This is a genomic window from Pseudomonas imrae (genome assembly GCF_046352735.2).
Taxonomy (GTDB): Bacteria; Pseudomonadota; Gammaproteobacteria; order Pseudomonadales; family Pseudomonadaceae; genus Aquipseudomonas; species Aquipseudomonas imrae.
In genome coordinates this window covers 5,136,043-5,157,690 of the sequence record NZ_CP110853.2, presented here as the reverse complement: position 1 = coordinate 5,157,690, position 21,648 = coordinate 5,136,043, and the positions used below count along the sequence as shown (strand labels likewise).

The following is a 21,648-nucleotide window of genomic DNA, read 5'->3' as shown; positions in this document are numbered from 1 at the left end:
CTAGGAGATTGGTATGTCCAGCAACAACCCGCAAACCCGTGAATGGCAAGCCCTGAGCAACGATCACCACCTGGCGCCGTTCAGCGACTTCAAGCAGTTGAAAGAGAAAGGCCCGCGCATCATCACCAGCGCCAAGGGCGTTTACTTGTGGGACAGTGAAGGCAACAAGATTCTCGACGGCATGGCCGGCCTGTGGTGCGTGGCGATCGGTTACGGTCGCGATGAACTGGCCGATGCCGCTGCCAAACAAATGAAAGAGCTGCCTTACTACAACCTGTTTTTCCAGACCGCCCACCCGCCGGTACTGGAGCTGGCCAAGGCTATCGCCGACATCGCGCCTGCCGGCATGAACCACGTGTTCTTCACCGGCTCCGGCTCCGAAGGCAACGACACCATGTTGCGCATGGTCCGCCACTATTGGGCGATCAAGGGCCAGCCAAACAAGAAAACCATCATCAGCCGCAAGAATGGCTACCACGGCTCCACCGTGGCCGGCGCCAGCCTGGGCGGCATGACTTACATGCATGAGCAAGGCGATTTGCCGATCCCCGGCATTGTCCACATTGCCCAGCCGTACTGGTTCGGCGAAGGCGGCGACATGAGCCCGGAAGAGTTCGGCATCTGGGCTGCCAACCAGTTGGAAGAAAAGATTCTGGAAGTGGGCGTCGACAACGTCGGGGCCTTTATTGCCGAGCCGATCCAGGGCGCCGGCGGGGTGATCGTACCGCCAGCCAGCTACTGGCCGCGCGTCAAGGAGATCCTCGCCAAGTACGACATCCTGTTTGTCGCCGATGAAGTGATCTGTGGTTTCGGTCGTACCGGTGAGTGGTTCGGTAGCGATTTCTACGACCTCAAGCCGGACATGATGACCATCGCCAAGGGCCTGACCTCGGGCTACATCCCGATGGGCGGCCTGATCGTGCGCGACGAAGTGGTAGCCGTGCTCAACGAAGGCGGCGATTTCAACCATGGCTTTACCTACTCCGGCCATCCGGTGGCTGCTGCGGTCGCCCTGGAAAACATCCGTATCATGCGCGATGAAAAAATTGTCAGCCGGGTTCATGAGGAAACGGCACCGTATTTGCAAAAGCGTCTACGTGAATTGGCAGATCACCCGCTGGTGGGTGAAGTGCGCGGTGTCGGCATGTTGGGTGCCATCGAGCTGGTGCAGGACAAGGCGACGCGCAAGCGTTATGAAGACAGGGGCGTGGGCATGATCTGCCGTACCTTCTGCTTCGAGAATGGCCTGATCATGCGCGCCGTGGGCGACACCATGATCATTTCGCCGCCGCTGGTGATCACCAAGGCTGAAATTGACGAACTGGTGACCAAGGCTCGCCACTGCCTGGACCTGACTTTGGCGGCATTGCAAGGCTAAGTGCTAGGCTCAGGGCGGAGCGGCCAGCAGGCTTTTCGTCCGGGTGGTTATAAAAGAATGGGGCTTTGGTTGAAAGCCGGCCCCTGAACTTGCCAGACTGTCGTCCTGTTTTGTTGCCCTCTTGGGCCACCAAAACATGCAACTCTTTATAGACAAGAATGCTGTGGCCCAAAAAAGAAAAATTGGAGCATGACCGAATGAAGGCATTAGGTTTGAAGAACGCTGGCAAGACCCTCCTGGCTTTGTCCATGATGGGCGTGATGGCGGGCACCGCCCAGGCCGCCGACAAAGTGCTGCACGTCTATAACTGGTCCGATTACATCGCACCGGACACCATCGCCAACTTTGAAAAAGAGTCTGGCATCAAAGTGGTGTACGACGTCTTTGACAGCAACGAAACCCTGGAAGCCAAGTTGCTGGCTGGCAAGTCCGGCTACGACATCGTGGTTCCGTCGAACAACTTCCTCGCCAAGCAGATCAAGGCGGGTGTTTACCAGGAACTGGACAAGTCCAAGCTTGCGAACTGGAAGAACCTCGATACCGACCTGCTCAAGGCCGTTGGCGATGCCAGCGACAAGGGCAACCTGCATGCATTCCCCTACATGTGGGGCACCATCGGCATTGGCTACAACCCGGACAAGGTCAAGGCTGCGCTGGGCGTCGACAAGATTGACTCCTGGGATGTGCTGTTCAAGCCCGAGAATATCGCCAAGCTCAAAAGCTGTGGCGTGAGCTTCCTCGATTCGCCAACCGAAATGATTCCGGCCGCCCTGCATTACCTGGGTTACCCGACCGACAGCCAGGACAAGAAACAACTGGCTGAAGCCGAAGCGCTGTTTCTCAAGATTCGTCCGTCGGTGGGCTACTTCCACTCCTCCAAGTACATCTCGGACCTGGCCAACGGCAACATCTGCGTAGCCGTGGGTTATTCGGGCGACCTGGAGCAATCCAAGTCCCGCGCGGCCGAAGCCGGTGGCAAGGTCAAAGTCGCCTACAGCATTCCCAAGGAAGGTGCAGGCAGCTTCTACGACATGGTCGCTATCCCCAAGGATGCCGAGAACCTCGACGCCGCCTACCAGTTCATGAACTACCTGATGCAGCCTGAAGTCATGGCTCAAATCACCAACAGCGTACGTTTCCCGAACGGTAACAAGGCAGCCACTGCGCTGGTGAGCAAGGACATTTCGGGCGATCCGAGCATCTATCCATCGGATGAGGTGAAGGCCAAACTGTACGCAATCAGCGATCTGCCGGCCGCTACCCAGCGGGTGCTGACCCGCAGCTGGACCAAGATCAAATCGGGCAAATAAGCCATGAAACCTGTGGGGGCGAGCCTGTGTGGGAGCGGGCTTGCTCGCTCCCACACAGGCTCGCTCCCACAAATTAAATGACAGAAAGTTTTGCCGGATCGGTTTATCGAGGGTAAGTTGCGCGCCGGTTTTGTTGCCGGGTAACAACTTCAGGCCCAACTATTTCAGAGGACCTCCACTTGCCAATTTCTTTATTTCGCAAAGCCTTGCTGGTTGGCGCGGGTCTCACGTTGGCGGTCAGCGTGCAGGCGGCTTCCACCGTGCATGTTTATAACTGGTCGGACTATATCGGTCCCGACACCCTGGCCAACTTTGAGAAGGCCACCGGGATCAAGCCGGTGTATGACGTGTTCGACTCCAACGAAACCCTGGAAGGCAAGCTGTTGGCCGGTCGCACAGGCTATGACGTGGTCGTGCCGTCCAACCACTTCCTCGGCAAGCAGATCAAGGCGGGCGCGTTCCAGAAAGTCGATAAATCGCTGCTGAGCAATTACGCCAATCTCGATCCTGCGCTGCTCAAGCGCCTGGAAAAGAACGATCCGGGCAACCAGTACGCCGTGCCTTATCTGTGGGGCACCAACGGTATTGGTTACAACGTTGACAAGGTCAAGCAAGTACTGGGTGTCGACAAGATCGATTCCTGGGCCATGTTGTTCGAGCCGGAAAACATGAAGAAGCTGGCCAGCTGTGGTGTGTCCTTCATGGACTCCGCCGATGAAATGTTGCCCGCAGTACTTAACTACATGGGTCTGGATCCCAACAGCACCAACCCGGCCGATTACAAGAAAGCCGAAGAAAAACTCCTGCAAGTACGGCCCTACGTGACCTACTTCCATTCTTCCAAATACATCTCGGACCTGGCCAACGGCAACATCTGCGTAGCCGCCGGTTTTTCCGGAGATGTATTCCAGGCCAAGGCTCGTGCAAGCGAGGCGGGCAAGGGCGTGAACATCGCCTACGTGATTCCCAAGGAAGGCGGCAACCTCTGGTTCGACGTGTTGGCGATCCCCAAGGATTCCACGAACGTCGAGCAAGCCCACGCCTTCATCAACTATTTGCTGCAACCTGAAGTGATCGCTCAGGTCAGTGATTACGTCGGTTATGCCAACCCTAACCCTGGGGCGGACAAACTGATGGAGCAATCGATACGCACCGACGAAGCGGTTTACCCACCGCAGGCGGTTCTCGACCGGACTTTTGTCAATGTCGAGCTACCCCCGAAAGTGCAACGTTTGATGACCCGTAGCTGGACCAAGGTCAAGACGGGCAAGTAAAGCTCAAACTATCCAAAGCTCGCCCGTATTGGGCGACTTGCAAATTCTGTTGGGAGTTTCGTAAATGGCAGTTGCCTCCGGCGCCTATAAGAAAGCCCTCGAGGGCGATCAGACACCGAAAAAGGTGTTGGTCAAAATCGACCGGGTCACGAAGAAGTTCGACGAGACGATTGCCGTGGACGACGTGTCCCTGGAAATCAAGAAGGGCGAAATTTTCGCCTTGCTCGGCGGTTCGGGTTCGGGCAAGTCCACCTTGCTGCGCATGCTCGCAGGTTTCGAGCGCCCGACCGAAGGGCGGATTTTCCTCGACGGTGTCGACATTACCGACATGCCGCCTTACGAACGCCCGATCAACATGATGTTCCAGTCCTACGCCTTGTTCCCGCACATGACCGTGGCGCAGAACATCGCCTTCGGCCTGCAGCAGGACAAGATCCCCAAGGCGGAAGTCGAAGCGCGCGTGGCCGAGATGCTCAAGCTGGTACAGATGAGCCAGTACGCCAAGCGCAAGCCCCATCAACTGTCCGGTGGCCAGCGCCAACGGGTAGCCCTGGCGCGCTCCCTGGCCAAGCGTCCGAAACTGCTGCTGCTCGACGAGCCAATGGGCGCGCTGGACAAGAAACTGCGTTCGCAAATGCAGCTTGAATTGGTCGAGATCATCGAGCGCGTCGGCGTGACCTGCGTAATGGTGACTCACGATCAGGAAGAGGCCATGACCATGGCCGAACGCATCGCGATCATGCACCTGGGTTGGATCGCGCAAATCGGCAGCCCGATCGATATCTACGAAACCCCGACCAGCCGCCTGGTGTGCGAGTTCATCGGCAACGTCAATATTTTCGAAACCCAGGTGGTGGACGACGCCGAAGGCCATGCGGTGCTCCAGTGTGCTGACCTGGATCGCAACATCTACGTAGGCCATGGTATTGCCACAGCGGTAGAAGATAAGTCGGTGACCTACGCGATTCGCCCGGAAAAGTTGTTGGTCACCACCCAAATGCCAACCTGCGAGCACAACTGGTCCAGCGGCAAGGTCCACGACATTGCCTATCTGGGCGGTCACTCGGTGTTCTACGTCGAGCTGCCGAGCGGCAAGCTGGTGCAGTCCTTCGTGGCCAACGCCGAACGCCGTGGCCAGCGGCCAACCTGGGGTGACCAGGTTTACGTCTGGTGGGAAGACGACAGCGGCGTGGTACTGCGCTCATGAACATGAGGAAACTCAAGCGGCGCTTGCACCGCATAATCCCCAGTGGCAAGCAGGTGGTCATCGGAATCCCATTCCTGTGGCTGTTTCTGTTCTTCGCGCTACCGTTTTTCATTGTCCTGAAAATCAGTTTTGCCGAAGCTGACGTGGCGATCCCGCCGTACACCGAGATCTACACCTACGTTGAGCAAAAGCTGCAACTGGTGCTGAACCTGGCCAACTACAGCCTGCTGGCGGGTGATGAGCTGTACATCGCAGCCTATCTGGGCTCGCTGAAGATGGCGTTCTTCAGCACGCTGCTGTGCCTGCTGATCGGCTACCCGATGGCCTACGGTATCGCCACTGCGCGCAAGGAAATGCAAACCGTACTGGTGCTGTTGATCATGATGCCGACCTGGACGGCGATCCTGATCCGTGTGTATGCGTGGATGGGCATTCTCAGCAACAACGGCCTGCTCAACGGCTTCCTGATGTCCATGGGGCTGATCAACGAGCCGTTGCAGATCCTCAATACCAATATCGCGGTGTATATCGGCGTGGTCTATTCCTACTTGCCGTTCATGATCCTGCCGCTGTATGCCAACCTGGTCAAACATGACCAGAGCTTGCTGGAAGCCGCGTCCGACCTGGGTTCGAGCACCTTCAACAGTTTCTGGAAAATCACCGTGCCATTGTCCAAGAACGGCATCATCGCCGGCTGCATGCTGGTGTTCATCCCGGTGGTCGGTGAGTTCGTGATCCCGGAACTGCTGGGCGGCCCGGAAACCCTGATGATCGGTAAAGTGTTGTGGCAAGAATTCTTCAACAATCGTGACTGGCCGGTGGCCTCTGCGCTGGCGGTAGTGATGCTGGCGATCCTGATCGTGCCCATCATTCTGTTTAACCGCAGCCAAGCCAAAGAGATGGAGGGCAAGGTATGAAGCGCTTCAGTTTCTCCAGCTTCATGCTGGTCGTAGGGCTGCTGTTCATCTACCTGCCGATGCTGATTCTGGTGATCTATTCGTTCAACGAATCAAAGCTGGTGACGGTGTGGGGTGGTTGGTCGATCAAGTGGTACGTGGGCCTGCTGGACAACACCCAGTTGATGGGCTCAGTGGCGCGCTCCCTGGAAATCGCCTGCTACACGGCGGTAGCCGCCGTGGCCTTGGGTACGCTGGCAGCCTTCGTGCTGACGCGTATCAGCCAGTTCAAGGGCCGCACGCTCTTCGGCGGCCTGGTAACCGCGCCGTTGGTGATGCCGGAAGTGATCACCGGTCTGTCGCTGTTGCTGCTGTTCGTGGCCATGGCGCAGATGATCGGCTGGCCCCAGGAGCGAGGCATCGTCACCATCTGGATCGCCCACACCACATTTTGTGCGGCGTATGTGGCGGTGGTGGTGTCGGCGCGCCTGCGTGAGCTGGACCTGTCGATCGAAGAGGCGGCGATGGATCTGGGTGCACGACCATGGAAGGTGTTCTTCCTGATCACCATCCCGATGATCGCACCATCTCTTGCGGCGGGCGGGATGATGTCTTTCGCGTTGTCCCTGGATGACTTGGTACTGGCTAGCTTCGTCTCCGGTCCAGGTTCCACGACCCTGCCGATGGAAGTGTTCTCGGCCGTGCGTCTGGGGGTAAAACCCGAGATCAACGCCGTGGCCAGTCTGATCCTGTTGGCGGTGTCGCTGGTGACCTTCCTGGTGTGGTTCTTCAGCCGCCGTGCCGAAGAGCGCCGCAAGAAAGCGATCCAGCAGGCCATCGAAGAAGCAGCAGCGGATGGTTGGCAACAGCCGGACAAGCGCCGCGCACCTGCGCCGGTCTAATCAGCACAGCTGAAGAAACCGAGTCGAAAATGTGGGAGCGGGCTTGCTCGCGATAGCGGTGTACCAGTCGGCATATTTGTTAACTGGCAGACCGCCATCGCGGGCAAGCCCGCTCCCATATTTTATTGTTGGGGGCGGGCCGGCAACAGCTTGAGGACGCTCTGGGTATTGGCCCGCACTTCCTCTTCATCAAGATACGCCTGCTCATACCCACCCTCGATGTAGGTCTCGGCCTGGTCGGCATAGTGCTTGTCAAACGGCACGCCACTTTGTCCTACCGGGTTGATGGTCAGTGCATGGGCGGCGTCAGCGAAGTCGATCAGGCGTCGGGTCGATGGGCCGTAGGTCACCGGCCACGGCGCCGGGCCGATGGCTGCGGACAGGTTGTTCGGCACTTCATGGGTGCCGGGGGCGGCGAAAGGGCCGACATTGACGATTTGGTCCAGCGGTTTCTGCGAGCCCAGGGGGTGTCCGTGGGTCAAGGTATGCGCCTTGCCCCACTGCCATTGCGCCGGGTCGTCGCCCAAAGTGGTCTTGAGGTGTTTGAGACTGGCCTGCCAGGCGAGCCTGACGCTATCGGCGCGGCTTTCCTTGTGCGGTGTGGCGCGGTTGTCCCACCACGGCGAGTCGGCGGACGCCGCGAGGCGGGGCAGGGCCGCGTCGATCACGCGGGTCGAGAGCAGGGTCTTGAACATCTCGTCGCCCAGTTCGTCGTGCATGGCAACGTCTGCGAGGTCGAACAGCAACTGATTGAATAGCGTGGCACTGACGGATGCCAGCGGGTAATCACCTTTCCAGGCGGCCAGTCGGTCCACCAGTTTCAACTCTGCCGGGTCCTTGACCACCTCACGCAACACCGGCAACAGCGGCGCCAGCAAGCGTGGGCCATAAGCGGTTGTCGTGCCCAGTTGCAGGGCCTGGCTGTTATCCACATCCCACTTCACGCGGTTATCGCTCAATTGTGCATTCAACTGCTGGCCGCGGTCTGCCAGGTTGTAATAGCCGGGAATCTGCATGCCGGTGGGTGACGCCGGCTGGGCGTTGGCCGAGACCACATAGCCGCGTGCCGGATTCTCTTCCTGGGGATTGGCGCTGAATGGATAAAACCCCAGTTTATCGGCCTGGGTCGTACTGCCATCGAGAATGAATCCGGCAGTGGCCCCAGCCGGCCGGACGGGCAGTTGCGCTGCCGCCCACCAGCCGATGTCGCCCTTGGCATTGGCCCACACGATATTGAGCCCCGGTGCATGAACCTTGGCCACCGCCTGCCTGGCCTTGGCCAGGGTGTCGGCGCGGTTGAGCTGGTAGAAACCGTCGAGGATCGGGTTTTCGGTTTCCAGAAACGCCCACCACATGGCAATCGGCGTCTTGCCGGCATTTGCACCGAGCACGTCATTGATGATCGGGCCGTGGGGCGACTGGCGCAGGGTCAGTGTCACCGGTGCCTGGCCCTTGACGGCGATCTGTTGCTCGCTGCTGCTCATGTCCACCCATTGGTCGTGGTACCAGACCTGATTGGGATTATCTGGATTGACCTTTTCGGCGATCAAGTCCAGATCATCGTTCTGGAACATAGTCAGGCTCCAGCCAAAAGCCTTGTTGTGCCCCAGGAACGCGACGGGCACCAGGGCGTTGTGATAGCCGTAGAGTTCAAAGCCCGGCGCGCTTAGCTGCGCTTCGTACCACACCGAGGGCACTGAAAAGCGGATATGCGGATCGCCCGCCAACAGCGGTTTGCCGCTTTTGGTGCGACTGCCACTGATGGCCCAGGCGTTGCTGCCCTCGAACTGCGGCAAGCCATGTTCGGCCAATGCCTGTTCGCTGAGGCGGGCGATGGCGCCAAGGTCTTGCCAGTCACCGCCAGCGAGGCCGAGGTCGCCCTGGGGTTTCCAGTCCAGATCAAACACCTTCAGGTAGTCGCTGCCCAATTGGTCACGTACGTAGGTCAGCAGAGGTTCTGTACGAAACGCGGCGGCAAAGCTGTAGGCCAGGTAGCCGGCTATGCTGATGGTGTCTTCGGCGGTAAATGCGCGCTTGGGGATGCCCAGCACGTCGAACTCCATGGGGCTGGCGTGGCTGTCCTGATATTGGTTGATACCGTCCAGATACGCTTGCAGGGCCTTCCAGTGCGGTGACTGGTGATCCATCTGCGCCACATAGGTCGTGGCCCGGTCGCGAATGCGCAGGCTGCGAAACAGTTTGTCGGTATCCAGCAGCTTGACCCCCAGCACCTCGGCCAGTTCACCCCGGGCCAGACGGCGCATGATTTCCATCTGGAACAGCCGATCCTGGGCGTGTACATAGCCTAGCGCGCGGTACAGGTCGGCTTCGTTCTCGGCGCGGATATGCGGCACGCCCCGATCGTCGTAGCGCACGGTGACCGAGCCTTGCAGGTTGGCCAATTGCACCGTGCCCTGGCGGGTCGGTTGCTTGCTGTAGATGTACCAGCCGGCAGCGAGGGCGATCAGTACCAGCAGGGCGGCGAGAACTGACAAGACGCGCTTCATGAACAATCCTTAGTAAAGAGGGGCGACGGACTACAGATCCTTGGGCCACGAACAATAGCAGCCGACCGCAAGGGTGTGGGTTGCGTTCACCGCGCGCCCGCTGTTGAGCGCTTGCAGGATCGGCTCGATAAAGCTGTTGCTCGAATTACAAGTGAGCCCTTCGCTGTAGGGACCGAAATAGGCTAGCTTGCCGCTGCGATCCCAGATACCCACTGCCGGGCTGGCAGGCACTTGGTCGGCGCCGGGCAAGGCAGTGAGGATCTTCAGCGCGCCGAGGGTCGTGGGTAATTGGCCATGGCTGCCGGTTTTTTGCAGCGCGTAGAATTCCACGCCCAGCGGCGCGTACTGCTCGATCAGTTCACCCAGGTGCTGTTGGTTGGCAACGTTGCACGGGCAGGCCGGGTCCCAGAAATGTACAAGGCGAATGGGGCCGGGGCCGGCGAGCGCGTCGGGCAGTGCGAGCATATCCCCGGAAAACACCGCCGTATGTTGGCTGAATGCCCGCAGGTAGCGGCCCTGGAACCAGTCATACGCGACCCACAGGACAGCACCGCAGATCAAGATGATCAGGCTGGTCAACAGAGCGGTGCGGTAGGGTTTGGGCATTCGGATCTGTCCTCGGCAGTCGCGTAGCTTGCCATGCTTGCCCTGACAGATGAATATCGCAGCTCGATAAAACCTGTTCAGTGCGTTGAGCCTCAGTCTGGAACCTCTTATGCCCGTGACCTTTGACCCCGATCACTTGCGCGAAAGCTTGCGTCCCCTGGTGGATGCGCAAGCGCTTTCAGCCGAGGCCCGGGTCTATCAACGCTTCTATGGCCTGGATCTGGCAGCGCGCAAGGAACCTGTGGCGAGCCGCCTGGGACGGTTTGATGTCGACGGCTTTGCGGTAGTCAGCCAGGTGTGGTGGCCCGCACAACCGGTGGCGACTCTGTTTTTGTTTCACGGTTTCTACGACCACATGGGCCTGTATCGCAGCGTCGTGGAATGGGGCCTGGATCAAGGCTTCGTGGTGATTGCCTGTGACTTGCCGGGGCATGGCTTATCCAGTGGCGCACGGGCCAGCATCGACGATTTCGCGGTCTATCAAGCCGTGATGCAGGGGCTATTCGAGCAAGCCAAGGCGTTGCAACTACCGCAACCCTGGCATCTGTTCGGGCAGAGTACCGGCGGGGCAATTGTGGTGGACCATCTGCTCAACCATGGTGCCAGCAGCCCGGCGCAAGGCCAGGTATTCCTGCTGTCACCGCTGGTTCGCCCGCGTGCCTGGGGTTGGTCACAGCTCAGCTATTACCTGCTCAAACCTTTCGTCAAAGGCATCGCCAGACGTTTCAGCGATAACAGCAATGACCCCGCTTTCCGGCCATTTCTGGAGGCGGACCCATTGCAGCCGCGACAATTGCCGACGGCCTGGGTAGGCGCCCTGGCGCGCTGGATCAAACACATCGAAGCCGCACCGCGCAGCAGTCGGCGACCGGTGATTGTGCAGGGCGAAGAAGACATGACGGTGGATTGGCAGCACAACTTGCAGGTGTTGCGGGGCAAGTTCGATCAGCCGCAAATACTGATGTTGCCCCAAGGGCGGCATCATTTGGCTAACGAGGCGCCGGAAATCCGCCAGGTCTACTTCAAGTTTCTGAGCGACCACCTGGCCTGACAGGCGTTCTGGTGTGTGGCCTGGCTGGTTACTGAGCCAGGCTCGAGGTGCTTTGGCCTACCGCCAACCCTGCGCGAATCGCCGCCAGCGCCGCCTGGTAATACGCCTTGCCTTGGGGCGACTCGGCAAACGTCGCGAACTCTTCCAGCTCCGGATCGGATAGATCCCGGTAGACGTACAGCAGCGTGTTATTCAAGTCATTGCCGATCTGCTGCATCAACCGCTCACGTTGGCCGTTGAGCATACCTTGCGCCTGGCCGCCGCCCAGCAGGCCGGGAATCATCTGGCTAAGGCTGTCGGCGGCCATGCCGGCAATCGCCAGGCTGACTTCTGCCCCGGCTTCACGGGCGGGCAGGGCCTGGGCCAGATGGCCGATGATCAGGCTGCGGGTGGCGTCGGCCTGGATCTGTGGCAGCCCCTGGGCATTTTTCGCCAACTGGTCACGGCGAGTCGCCAGCAATTCGGCGGCGACAATCTTGCGGCCCAGGGGCGACTGGAAAAATTCCAGGGCCGGCCCGGGGTCATCCAGCTTCGCCCGCAATTGCGCTTCGGCCCGCTGATCCATGGCCTGCGGGGAGAAGCGTTTGTTGCTGTTATCCACCAGCGCCTGGTACACCGCAGGCGGCAAACTATTGCGATAACGTTGCTGGGCGGCACTCAAGGCGTCATTAAAATGCGCACGTTGATCTGGCCAGCCGGCGACCTTATACAATTGGTCGTAGCTGTCTGCCCAGGCGGGCAAAGCACAGAACATCAGCAAGGATAAAAACAAACGACGCATATGGACTCCTGTCAGTCGGCCACTATTGTCCGTGTCGGGCGTAGGATTTGTCGAGAAGTCCTATCAGTCACCTGACTAAAGTGTATTTACACGCTCAGCGGCTCTGTCGGATTCATAGGCGTATGGATACTATGCGCGCCATGCAAATACCCTCTGATCACCCGCTGCTGCTACGCATCGTCGACGACCTGGCCGTGAAAGGCTGGTCGCAGCAGAACATCTTCCTGCCAGAGGCTCTGACCCTGGAGTTGGCGGCTGAGTGCCATAAACGTGCGGCCGAAGGTGAATTGGCGCCAGCGGCGGTCGGGCGTGGCACAAGCCAGGAGATTCGCGAGGGTATCCGTGGCGACCATATCCAATGGCTGGAGCCCGGTCAGGCGGCGATATGCGATCGCTATCTCGAGCTGATGGACAAGCTGCGGCTGGCGATGAACCGAGGTCTGTTCCTCGGGCTGGAGGAATTTGAGTGTCACTTCGCGATGTACCCGCCTGGGGCGTTTTACCTCAAGCATGTCGACCGCTTCCGCGACGATGACCGGCGCATGGTTTCGGCGGTGGTTTACCTGAACGATGCCTGGTTGCCCGAGCATGGCGGCCAGTTGCGTATGTACCTCAAGAGTGGGGTTGAGCACGATGTGGATCCCGCCGGCGGTTGCCTGGTGGTTTTCCTGTCAGGCGAGATGCCTCATGAAGTCCTGCCCGCGACTCGCGAGCGCCTATCCCTGACGGGCTGGTTTCGTCGGCGAGGTAACGAGCCTTTTTGACGCGCGATGGGTGTCTGGCCAGCCGCTGCCTGCGTGAGCACATCTCAAACCGGTGTCGACTCAGGGTTTCGCGGGCCTGCTCATATCCGTATCGAACCACTTCTGCGACAACGCCGCCAGCCGTCCATCGGCCTTGATCCGCTGCAATGCCTTGTCCAGGCTCGACTTGAACGCCGGGTTGCCCTTCTGGAAGGGGATCGCCAGGGTCAACGTCTTATCTTTCTTGCCGAGCGTTTTGGGCTCGACCTGACTGCGCAGGTCCACGCCTTCGGTTGCTTGCGTGCGGCTGGCAAACTGGCTGCTCGTGAGGGCGCCAAGACGCGCCAGCAGGGGCTTTTCCTGCTTGGGAGCAATCAGATGGGCCTTGGAGTAGCTGTAGGGTTCGCTGAAATCGAAACGATCCCGCAATTCAGGAGTCACAGCGATATGGTTGATCGCCACATCGTACTTGCCGCTTTCCACACCGGGCAGCAAATCGGTGTCGTCGGTAGTGATAAAGGAAGCGCGCAGATCCATTTCCCGGGCCAGCAGTTCACCCAGTTCCACCTCGAAGCCGGTGAGTTTGTCGTCTTTCTTGAAGTTGAAGGGCGGCGTATCGGCCTCCAGGGCGATGCGCAGCTCCCCGCGGTCAAACACATCATCGAACATTTCGGCGTGAGCCAAAGAGCTCATGAGGGGTAGCAAAAGTAACAGGCCAGGCAACAAGCGCATGGTCACTCCTAAAAAGATCGAATGAGCGAGACGCCGTTCAGGCCCGCTTTGCTATGGTGTCGAGTGCCTTGGACAACGTTTCGTCACTAAGTTGTCACAACCCTACAGATTTCGCAGAAAAACTGGAGAAGTTAATGAAAGCTATTTTGTCTCGTGCAACCCTGGCCAGCTTGCTGCTGGGTGTTTCGATGCTGGCTACTGCCGCTGACGGTATCCCGCGCAGCGCTCCACCGGCGGGCGCCGAAGTGTCCATCGTTTCGCCCAAAGATGGCGCTACCGTGGATAAGACCTTTACCGTCAAGTTCGCCATGGAGGGTCTGAAACTGGCTCCTGCCACTGACCAGGCTGAAGGTACCGGTCATCATCACTTGCTGATCGACCAGAAAGAACTCCCGGATGCCAGCCTGCCGATCCCTGCCACCGCCACCGTCATTCACTACGGCAAGGCCCAGACCGAAACCGAAGTGACCCTCGAACCAGGCAAGCACACGTTGCAACTGGTCGCAGGTGACAAACTGCACATGCAATTCGACCCGACTGTAGCCTCGAAAGTCATTACGGTTAACGTCAAGTAAGATTTGTTCAGACAAAAAAATGGGAGACCCTGCAGCAGGGGCTCCCATTTTTTGTACAGCGGTTGAAGTCTTAGAAAAGCACGCGGCTACGGATAGTCCCGTTGATGTGCTGCAGCTTCTCTTGCGCCAGGTCCGAGTATTCGGCGTCGACGTCGATGACGACGTAGCCGACTTTCTCGTTGGTCTGCAGGAACTGGCCGGAAATGTTGATGCCGTTTTCCGCGAAGACCTTGTTGATCTCCATCATCACGCCAGGGATGTTCTGGTGGATGTGCAGCAGGCGGTGCTTGCCAGGGTGAGCCGGCAAGGCCACTTCCGGGAAGTTGACCGAGGACACCGACGTACCGTTGTCACTGTATTTGACCAGCTTCTCGGCCACTTCCAGGCCGATGTTGGCCTGGGCTTCAGCGGTGGAGCCGCCGATGTGCGGAGTCAGGATCACGTTATCCAGGCCACGCAGCGGGCTTTCGAAGATGTCGTCGTTGGAGCGCGGCTCCACCGGGAATACGTCGATGGCTGCGCCGATCAGGTGCTTGTCCTTGATCGCGTCGGCCAGGGCATCCAGCTCGACCACGGTACCGCGCGCGGCGTTGATCAGGATCCCGCCTTTCTTGATGGCGCGAATTTCCTTTTCGCCGATCATCCACTGGGTTTCAGCGGTTTCCGGAACGTGCAGGGTGACGATGTCGGACATGCCCAGCAGCTCGGTCAGGCTCGACACTTGCGTGGCGTTGCCCAACGGCAGCTTGGTCAGGGTGTCGTAGAAGAACACCTGCATGCCCAGGCCTTCGGCCAATACCGACAATTGCGTGCCGATCGAGCCATAACCGACGATACCCAGCTTTTTGCCACGGATTTCGAAGGAGTTGGCTGCACTTTTGATCCAGCCGCCACGGTGGCAGGAAGCGTTCTTCTCCGGGATGCCGCGCAACAGCAGGATGGCCTCGGCCAGCACCAGTTCCGCAACGGAACGGGTGTTGGAGTACGGTGCGTTGAACACCGCGATACCGCGCTCGCGCGCTGCATTGAGGTCGACCTGGTTGGTGCCGATGCAGAAACAGCCGACAGCCACCAGCTTCTTGGCGTGATCGAAAACTTCTTCGGTCAGTTGGGTGCGGGAGCGAATGCCGATAAAGTGCGCGTCGGCGATCTTTTCCTTGAGCTGGGCTTCCGGCAGAGAACTGGTGATGTACTCAATGCTGGTGTACCCGGCGGCTTTCAGAACGTCGACAGCCGATGGGTGGACGCCTTCCAGAAGAAGGAACTTGATCTTGCTCTTATCGAGAGAAGTCTTGCTCATCTGCGTAAACCTGTATCCCGGAGAAAAATGGCAGGGAGTCGGGCCGCTTAAACTGACCCGGACGGCAGGAAAGCCGTCACCGCAGAAACGCCCTTGGGCTCTGTCCTGCGGGGGCGGTATGCTAGCATACGTGCCCCGCTAAACACCCATTCCTGCGACGTGAAGCGTTCTCAGGATGACCATGAATTGTTCGAGAGTTCTGTCGATGACCCATCCTGCCCTGATTGATGAGCTGAAGACCCTGGTTGAGCCTGGCAAAGTCCTGACCGATGCCGACTCCCTTGAGGCTTACGGCAAGGACTGGACCAAGCATTTCGCGCCGGCTCCGACCGCCATCGTCTTCCCCAAGACCATTGAGCAGGTACAGGCCGTGGTCCGCTGGGCCAATGAGCACAAGGTGGCGCTGGTACCGTCTGGTGGTCGTACTGGCCTGTCGGCTGCTGCGGTCGCGGCGAATGGCGAGGTGGTGGTGTCGTTCGACTACATGAACCAGATCCTCGACGTGAACCTCACCGACCGCACCGCCGTGTGCCAGCCGGGCGTGGTCACCAAGCAACTGCAGAACGTCGCCGAAGAGAATGGCCTGTACTACCCGGTGGACTTCGCTTCGTCCGGCTCCAGTCAGATTGGCGGCAATATCGGCACCAATGCCGGCGGCATCAAGGTGATTCGCTACGGCATGACCCGTAACTGGGTGGCCGGCATGAAGGTCGTCACCGGCAAGGGGGATGTGCTTGAGCTGAACAAGGATCTGATCAAGAACGCCACCGGCTATGACATGCGCCAACTGTTCATCGGCGCTGAAGGCACCCTGGGTTTTGTGGTCGAAGCGACCATGCGCCTGGATCGTGCGCCAAAAAATCTGACCGCGATGGTGCTTGGCACCACTGATTTCGATTCGATCATGCCGGTGCTGCACGCCTTCCAGGGCAAGCTGGACCTGACCGCCTTCGAATTCTTCTCCGACAAGGCCTTGGCCAAAGTCCTTGACCGTGGCGACGTACCCGCACCGTTCGAGACCGAATGCCCGTTCTACGCGCTGCTGGAGTTCGAAGCCACTACCGAGGAAGTCGCCAATCACGCGCTGGAAACTTTCGAGCACTGCGTCGAACAGGGCTGGGTATTGGATGGCGTAATGAGCCAGAGCGAAACGCAACTGCATAACCTGTGGAAGCTGCGCGAGTACATCTCCGAGACCATCTCCCACTGGACGCCGTACAAGAACGACATTTCGGTCACCGTGTCGAAAGTGCCGGCATTCTTGAAAGAAATCGACGCCATCGTCGGCGAACACTATCCGGATTTTGAAATTGTCTGGTTCGGCCATATCGGCGACGGCAACTTGCACCTGAACATCCTCAAGCCGGAAAACCTGAGCAAGGACGAGTTCTTCGCCAAGTGCGCCACCGTTAACAAGTGGGTGTTCGAAACCGTCGAGAAGTACAACGGTTCGATCTCTGCCGAACATGGGGTGGGCATGACCAAGCGCGACTACCTGACCTACAGTCGCTCCCCGGTGGAAATTGAATACATGAAGGCAGTGAAGGCGGTGTTTGACCCGAACGGGATCATGAACCCGGGCAAGATCTTCGCTGTTTAACCGTCACGAAAGAGGAAGCGGTCAAATGAGCTATCAGCACAAGTACGTCGACGGGGCCAACATCCATTTTCCCTTGGGTAAAGTGGTGTGCATCGGGCGCAACTACGCCGAACATGCCAAGGAACTGGACAACCCTGTGCCTTCCGAGCCCTTGCTGTTTATCAAGCCGGGCAGTTGCGTGGTGCCAATGGAAGGCGGCTTTGCCATTCCCGCAGAGCGCGGTTCGGTGCACTACGAGGCGGAAATCGCCGTCCTGATCGGCAAGCCCTTGTCCACCAAGCCAAGCCGCGAAGAAGTGCTGGACGCCATTTCTGGTTTCGCCCCGGCCCTGGACCTGACCCTGCGGGATAAACAGGCCGAGCTCAAGGCCAAGGGCTTGCCGTGGGAAATCGCCAAGTCCTTCGACGGTGCGGCCGTGATTGCACCTTTTGTGGTGAGCAGCAGCTTTGCAGACCTCACCGACATTGGCATCCGCCTGACCATCAATGGCGAAGTGCGCCAGGATGGCAACAGCGCGCAGATGCTCAACCCGATCGTGCCGATGATCCAGCACATGGCTGGCTGCTTCTCGCTGCAGGCCGGTGATGTGATCCTCACCGGCACCCCGGCCGGCGTAGGCCCGCTGAATGTGGGTGACGAGTTGGTGGTGGAGTTGCCGGGCGTGAGCCGCTTCGAAAGCAGCGTACGCTGAAGGTCGACCAGGCAGCGCGTGCTGCCTGGTCTTTTTGCATTTTTTTCACACCCCGTCCGGATAATCTCCAGCCTTTGGCGCGCGGGCCTGTTAATCCTGTGCTATCACCTATAGCTGACTTTCTGGAAAGCTCTCCATGGCTGTGCCTCTTCCTTCTGTGAAATCTCCTCGTCGTTCTCGCTTGGCCATGCGCTGGTATTCCTGGCTGTTTCTGGTCGGGGCGCTCATTTATGGTGTTTCCTGGGCGATGCACTGGGACGATCGCGGTGTGTTGTGGGTATTGGAGCGTTTCGAAAGCCCGGTCGAGCGCAAGGAGAGTGTCTGGCTCCCGGACTACCAAGCGGTCATCGACGCCAAGTTGCTGCCCGGCATGGAAAAAGATGAAGCCTCGGATCTGGCCTATAACCCGCAGACCAAGACCCTGTTTTCGGTAATGGGCAAAAACCCCTTCCTGGTCGAACTGAGCCTGCAAGGTGACGTGCTGCGCAAAATGCCGCTGGTCGGCTGGAACAACCCGGAAGGTGTGACCGTGATGGAAAACGGCGTGCTGGCGATCGTCGATGAGCGCATGCACACCCTGACCCTGGTCAAGGTCGATGCCGACACCCGTCAATTGACCTTCGCGGACTTCCCGACTTACGACCTGGGCCCCTCCAAAGATCAGAACAAGGCCTTTGAAGCCATCGCCTGGGACAAACGCAACCAGCAACTGGTGCTGGGTGAAGAACGGCCGGCCGCCTTGTTCACGTGGAGCAGCGACGGCAGCCAGACCCTGACCGGTGACAAACAGAAGTTGCCCAGCACCGAACTGGACATGCGCAACCTCTCGGCCCTGAGCGTGGACCCCCGTACCGGCCATTTGCTGGTGCTGTCGGCCGACTCCCACCTGCTGCTGGAGTTGGACGAAACCGGCGAACAAGTCAGCTTCATGACCCTGCTCGGCGGCTTCAACGGTTTGAAGGACACCATCCCCCGTGCCGAAGGCGTGACCATGGATGAGAGCGGCACGTTGTACATGGTCAGCGAGCCGAACCTGTTTTATCGTTTTGAAAGACAGAAATAACCGACGGTTTACGTCAGATCTTTCTCTAAGGGCGGCATTCTCCAGACAGCCAGGCGCGTTTAAGTTTAAATTCAGGCGGCCGTGATATCTATTCGCCAGTTTTCCTTTGAGCCCGCTCCCATGCGTCGACTTGCCCGCCCCAAACCTGCATTTTTTGTCCTGTTGCTGATCGCCCTGATGGCCGCTGGGGTGGTCGCGCAGCAATTTCGTCTGTTCGAGCGTGCCTGGTTCAACTGGCAAGTCTGGCGTCAGCCGCTGGATGAGCGCTCCATCGGCCTGGCGGATTATCAGGTGGTGCTGGAGGCGCAGGTGATCGATGGCCTGGACGATGACGTTTCGGCGCTGACCTACGATCCTGTGCGTAAAAGCCTGTTTACCGTGACTAATAAAAATGCCGAGCTGATCGAGTTGTCCCTGGAGGGCAAGATCGTGCGCCGTATTCATTTGGTGGGTTTTGGCGATGCCGAGGCGGTGGAGTTCATCAGTGAAAATACCTACGTGATCAGTGACGAACGCCAACAGCGGCTGATCAAGATTCATCTGGAAGACGACACTCGGTTCCTGGATGCCGCCGATGCCGAGCAAATGACACTCGGGGTGCATCTGAGTGGCAACAAGGGTTTTGAAGGCCTGGCTTATGACTCGGTAGGCAAGCGCCTGTTTGTTGCCAAGGAACGCGACCCGATGCTGATCTACGAAGTGCATGGATTCCCGCATTTCAAACCGGAAAAGACCTACTCCGTACATGTGGTCAACAATCCCAAGCGCGATGCCGGGTTGTTTGTGCGTGACCTGTCCAGCCTGCAATACGACGAGCGCAGCGGCCACCTGCTGGCGCTGTCCGATGAGTCATTTCTCGTGCTGGAACTGGATATCGACGGTCGACCTTTGAGCAGCCTTTCGTTGCTCAAAGGTCGTCATGGCCTGCAAAAACGTGTGCCCCAGGCCGAAGGGATTGCCATGGACGACCATGGCACGCTCTTTATGGTCAGTGAGCCGAACCTGTTCTACGTGTTTAAAAAGCCCTGATCAGAACATCCACTGCACGCCCAGCGAATAACCGGTCTGGCTGCCCTCGGCGTGGCCCAGGCGACCGTTCACTTCGGCGAACACCCCCAACTGCGGGGTAATAGCCAGTTGGCTACCCAGTTGAGCGCGGCCAAAACTCTTGTCCACTGCGCCGAGCCTTGCAGTCCGCGCCTGGCCGTCGGCGCGGGCGCTCAGGTCCAGATCGTCCAGCCGGCCATCGGCCAGTTCCTTGACCCAGGCGATATTCCCATAAGGCATCAGGTTCAGGCCGTAGGGCAGGGTGACGGCACCGCGCACACGCCAACCAACGCTGGCTTCCAGGGAATCGAAGGATTGCTCCTGATACTCAAGGGCAGTGCGCAGGTTCTGTTTTTCGTGGAATTTATCGATGCGGTAATGACTGTAATCCAGCCCGGCAAACGGTCCGGTCTTGATCGCGCCGAAGTCAAAGTCATACCCGCCCAGTGTTCGCGCGCCCAGGGACAAGGCGTCGGTCTCGCCGGTAAGTTGTTGATTGAGCAGTACCGGGCCGCCATTGGCCTGGATCAGCAGGTTGCGCTTTGAATCAAAGCTGCTGCGGCCCACGCTCAGGTCACCTGCCAGCCAGGCTGGGCCGCCATCGTTCAACAGGGCGTAGATCGCCGCTTGCCAGGTGTCGCTGTCCAGCTTGCCTCGGTGTTCAAGCTTGTCACGGCCATTGAGGTAACTGAGGCTGGCGCCGATGTTCAGGCTGCTGCTCAGTTGATAGTCGCCCAGGGCATGCAGGCCCAGGCGCCGTGCTTGTGGGTTGGCGGTTGTGTCAAAGCCGTTGTCCGGGTTGAACTCACCATCCACGCCAATTTCGCCGTCAAAGCTGCCCACGTCACGACTGGCCGATTGCAGCGTCAGCCAGCGCCGGTCATGCAGGCGCACCATGCTCTGGTGCTGGCGCTGCAGGTTGTCCTGCATATTGCGTGCAACCGCGCCGCCCGAGGCCGTGGACGCCATCAGGTCGGCATTGGTCAGTTCCAGCACCAGGCGGCTGAGCAGGCGCGAATAGTCCCGCAGGCGCTGATCGATTCGCTCCTGGCCGAAGGCGTTGGTCAGAACGGCTTTGTTGTCCTCAGTCGGATCGTGCCAGGTCGAGCCGCCGGGGATCGCCGGGTTGTCGGTCTGGGTGTAACCGTCCAGATCCCCCAGTTCCCAGTTGGTGGCTTCGATATAGAGGATGGGAATGTTCAGCCCTTCAAAAGCTTCGCCGTCACTGCAACATCCGGTGCCTGCGGGATATTGCGGGTCCAGGCCAGGGTTGGTGAACAGGTTGATGCCCAGCTCCCGGGCGATCTGCTGGGTGTGCTCGCGCAATGACGCCAGCGCCGGATTGGCGGTGCTGTTCTGGCCGGCGTGGGCGTACATCATGTCGCCGGTGATCAGGCTGTCGAGGTTGATCATCGCCAGCATGTTGGCGCGCTGGCTGGCACTCAACGAATCGACAAACGCCCGGGAGCCGCGCAGGCCTTCCTCTTCGGCGCCAAAGCCGACGATTTGCAGGCCGTTTTCCAGTTGCAGCCCGCCAAGGTTTTTGGCGACTTCCGTCAGCACGCTGGCGCCAGAGCCGTTGTCATCCAGGCCTTGCAGGGTTGGGCGGCCGAAATAAGTGTCGAAGTGCGCACCGATCACCACGTATTGCGCCTTGGTGCCCGCAGCGTAGGCCACCACGTTCTGCGAGGCGCGGCTGCCGCTGTTCCAGGTGAAGTCCTGGCGGCTGATGTTATAAGCGCTGCCCATCTGGCTTTGCATCCAGTCGGCGGCCCCGGCGAAATTGGCCGTGCCTCGGTAACGGCCGGGGTAGTCGGTGATCAGCTTTTCCAGGGTGACATTGGCGTGCTCGCCATAGTCGTAGGCATTGGATTGAGTCGACATCAGGGCACAGGCAACGCTGACAGCGAGGGCTAGGGGCTTTATCACAAGGTCTTCCTTGAAGGGGCGAGGGAGTTGCTCGGCGGGACCGTTTGCACAATGCG

General features: G+C 59.1%; 19 protein-coding genes. 13 read left to right on the top strand and 6 right to left on the bottom strand.

All coding sequences use genetic code 11. The features are described from left to right. Positions 1-13: 13 nt before the first annotated feature. From OQ460_RS23570 to OQ460_RS23545, 6 genes are all read left to right on the top strand, one after another. On the top strand, positions 14-1,378 hold the full coding sequence (locus OQ460_RS23570; protein ID WP_410019676.1) for an aspartate aminotransferase family protein: 1,365 nt from the start codon (positions 14-16) through the stop codon (positions 1,376-1,378). A 212-nt stretch (positions 1,379-1,590) separates the two neighbouring features. Further along, complete coding sequence (locus OQ460_RS23565) at positions 1,591-2,688, top strand: polyamine ABC transporter substrate-binding protein (protein WP_410022091.1); 1,098 nt, start codon at positions 1,591-1,593, stop codon at positions 2,686-2,688. A gap of 179 nt (positions 2,689-2,867) precedes the next feature. Beyond that, on the top strand, positions 2,868-3,962 hold the full coding sequence (locus tag OQ460_RS23560; RefSeq protein WP_410019675.1) for a polyamine ABC transporter substrate-binding protein: 1,095 nt from the start codon (positions 2,868-2,870) through the stop codon (positions 3,960-3,962). 64 nt (positions 3,963-4,026) lie between these two features. Then, entirely contained in the window at positions 4,027-5,169 is a 1,143-nt protein-coding gene (locus OQ460_RS23555) for an ABC transporter ATP-binding protein (RefSeq protein WP_410019674.1), read from the top strand. After that, positions 5,166-6,086, top strand: coding sequence for an ABC transporter permease subunit (locus tag OQ460_RS23550; RefSeq protein ID WP_410019673.1), 921 nt, complete (start codon positions 5,166-5,168; stop codon positions 6,084-6,086). Before OQ460_RS23555 ends, OQ460_RS23550 begins: the two co-directional genes overlap by 4 nt. Beyond that, complete coding sequence (locus tag OQ460_RS23545) at positions 6,083-6,967, top strand: ABC transporter permease subunit (RefSeq protein ID WP_410019672.1); 885 nt, start codon at positions 6,083-6,085, stop codon at positions 6,965-6,967. Before OQ460_RS23550 ends, OQ460_RS23545 begins: the two co-directional genes overlap by 4 nt. A 122-nt stretch (positions 6,968-7,089) precedes the next feature. Here the strand turns inward: OQ460_RS23545 and OQ460_RS23540 are convergent, their stop codons facing one another. Continuing rightward, positions 7,090-9,474 carry a penicillin acylase family protein gene (locus OQ460_RS23540; protein WP_410019671.1) on the bottom strand — a complete coding sequence of 795 codons (2,385 nt, stop codon included), beginning with the start codon at positions 9,472-9,474 and terminating at the stop codon, positions 7,090-7,092. Positions 9,475-9,504: 30 nt separating this feature from the next. After that, complete coding sequence (locus OQ460_RS23535) at positions 9,505-10,080, bottom strand: DUF6436 domain-containing protein (protein ID WP_410019670.1); 576 nt, start codon at positions 10,078-10,080, stop codon at positions 9,505-9,507. 109 nt (positions 10,081-10,189) lie between these two features. Here OQ460_RS23535 and OQ460_RS23530 point away from each other — a divergent pair, with 109 nt between their 5' ends. Next, positions 10,190-11,131, top strand: coding sequence for an alpha/beta hydrolase (locus tag OQ460_RS23530; RefSeq protein ID WP_410019669.1), 942 nt, complete (start codon positions 10,190-10,192; stop codon positions 11,129-11,131). Positions 11,132-11,159: 28 nt separating this feature from the next. Here OQ460_RS23530 and OQ460_RS23525 read toward each other — a convergent pair whose 3' ends face one another. Beyond that, complete coding sequence (locus OQ460_RS23525) at positions 11,160-11,912, bottom strand: DUF2059 domain-containing protein (RefSeq protein WP_410019668.1); 753 nt, start codon at positions 11,910-11,912, stop codon at positions 11,160-11,162. A gap of 131 nt (positions 11,913-12,043) precedes the next feature. Between OQ460_RS23525 and OQ460_RS23520 the strand changes: the two genes are divergently transcribed. Then, positions 12,044-12,676: a 2OG-Fe(II) oxygenase gene (locus tag OQ460_RS23520; protein ID WP_410022090.1), complete on the top strand. Its 633-nt coding sequence runs from the start codon at positions 12,044-12,046 to the stop codon at positions 12,674-12,676. 60 nt (positions 12,677-12,736) lie between these two features. Here OQ460_RS23520 and OQ460_RS23515 read toward each other — a convergent pair whose 3' ends face one another. Beyond that, complete coding sequence (locus tag OQ460_RS23515; RefSeq protein ID WP_410019667.1) at positions 12,737-13,387, bottom strand: transporter substrate-binding domain-containing protein; 651 nt, start codon at positions 13,385-13,387, stop codon at positions 12,737-12,739. Positions 13,388-13,521: 134 nt separating this feature from the next. Here OQ460_RS23515 and OQ460_RS23510 point away from each other — a divergent pair, with 134 nt between their 5' ends. Then, positions 13,522-13,962: a DUF4399 domain-containing protein gene (locus tag OQ460_RS23510; RefSeq protein WP_410019666.1), complete on the top strand. Its 441-nt coding sequence runs from the start codon at positions 13,522-13,524 to the stop codon at positions 13,960-13,962. 70 nt (positions 13,963-14,032) lie between these two features. On the opposite strand, the gene serA is transcribed toward OQ460_RS23510, so the two are convergent. Next, positions 14,033-15,262: a phosphoglycerate dehydrogenase gene (gene serA / locus OQ460_RS23505; RefSeq protein ID WP_410019665.1), complete on the bottom strand. Its 1,230-nt coding sequence runs from the start codon at positions 15,260-15,262 to the stop codon at positions 14,033-14,035. A gap of 205 nt (positions 15,263-15,467) precedes the next feature. On the opposite strand from serA, the gene OQ460_RS23500 reads away from it, so the two are divergent. The 4 genes from OQ460_RS23500 to OQ460_RS23485 all read left to right on the top strand — a co-directional run bounded on the left by OQ460_RS23500 (position 15,468) and on the right by OQ460_RS23485 (position 19,645). After that, positions 15,468-16,862 carry an FAD-binding oxidoreductase gene (locus OQ460_RS23500; RefSeq protein WP_410019664.1) on the top strand — a complete coding sequence of 465 codons (1,395 nt, stop codon included), beginning with the start codon at positions 15,468-15,470 and terminating at the stop codon, positions 16,860-16,862. A 25-nt stretch (positions 16,863-16,887) separates the two neighbouring features. After that, entirely contained in the window at positions 16,888-17,553 is a 666-nt protein-coding gene (locus tag OQ460_RS23495; RefSeq protein WP_410019663.1) for a fumarylacetoacetate hydrolase family protein, read from the top strand. A gap of 136 nt (positions 17,554-17,689) precedes the next feature. Continuing rightward, positions 17,690-18,616, top strand: coding sequence for an SdiA-regulated domain-containing protein (locus OQ460_RS23490; RefSeq protein ID WP_410019662.1), 927 nt, complete (start codon positions 17,690-17,692; stop codon positions 18,614-18,616). A gap of 120 nt (positions 18,617-18,736) precedes the next feature. Further along, positions 18,737-19,645: an SdiA-regulated domain-containing protein gene (locus OQ460_RS23485; protein ID WP_410019661.1), complete on the top strand. Its 909-nt coding sequence runs from the start codon at positions 18,737-18,739 to the stop codon at positions 19,643-19,645. On the opposite strand, the gene OQ460_RS23480 is transcribed toward OQ460_RS23485, so the two are convergent. Continuing rightward, a complete protein-coding gene (locus OQ460_RS23480) occupies positions 19,646-21,592 on the bottom strand; it encodes an autotransporter domain-containing protein (RefSeq protein WP_410019660.1) in 1,947 nt (648 codons plus the stop codon). Between the last annotated feature and the right edge of the window lie 56 nt (positions 21,593-21,648).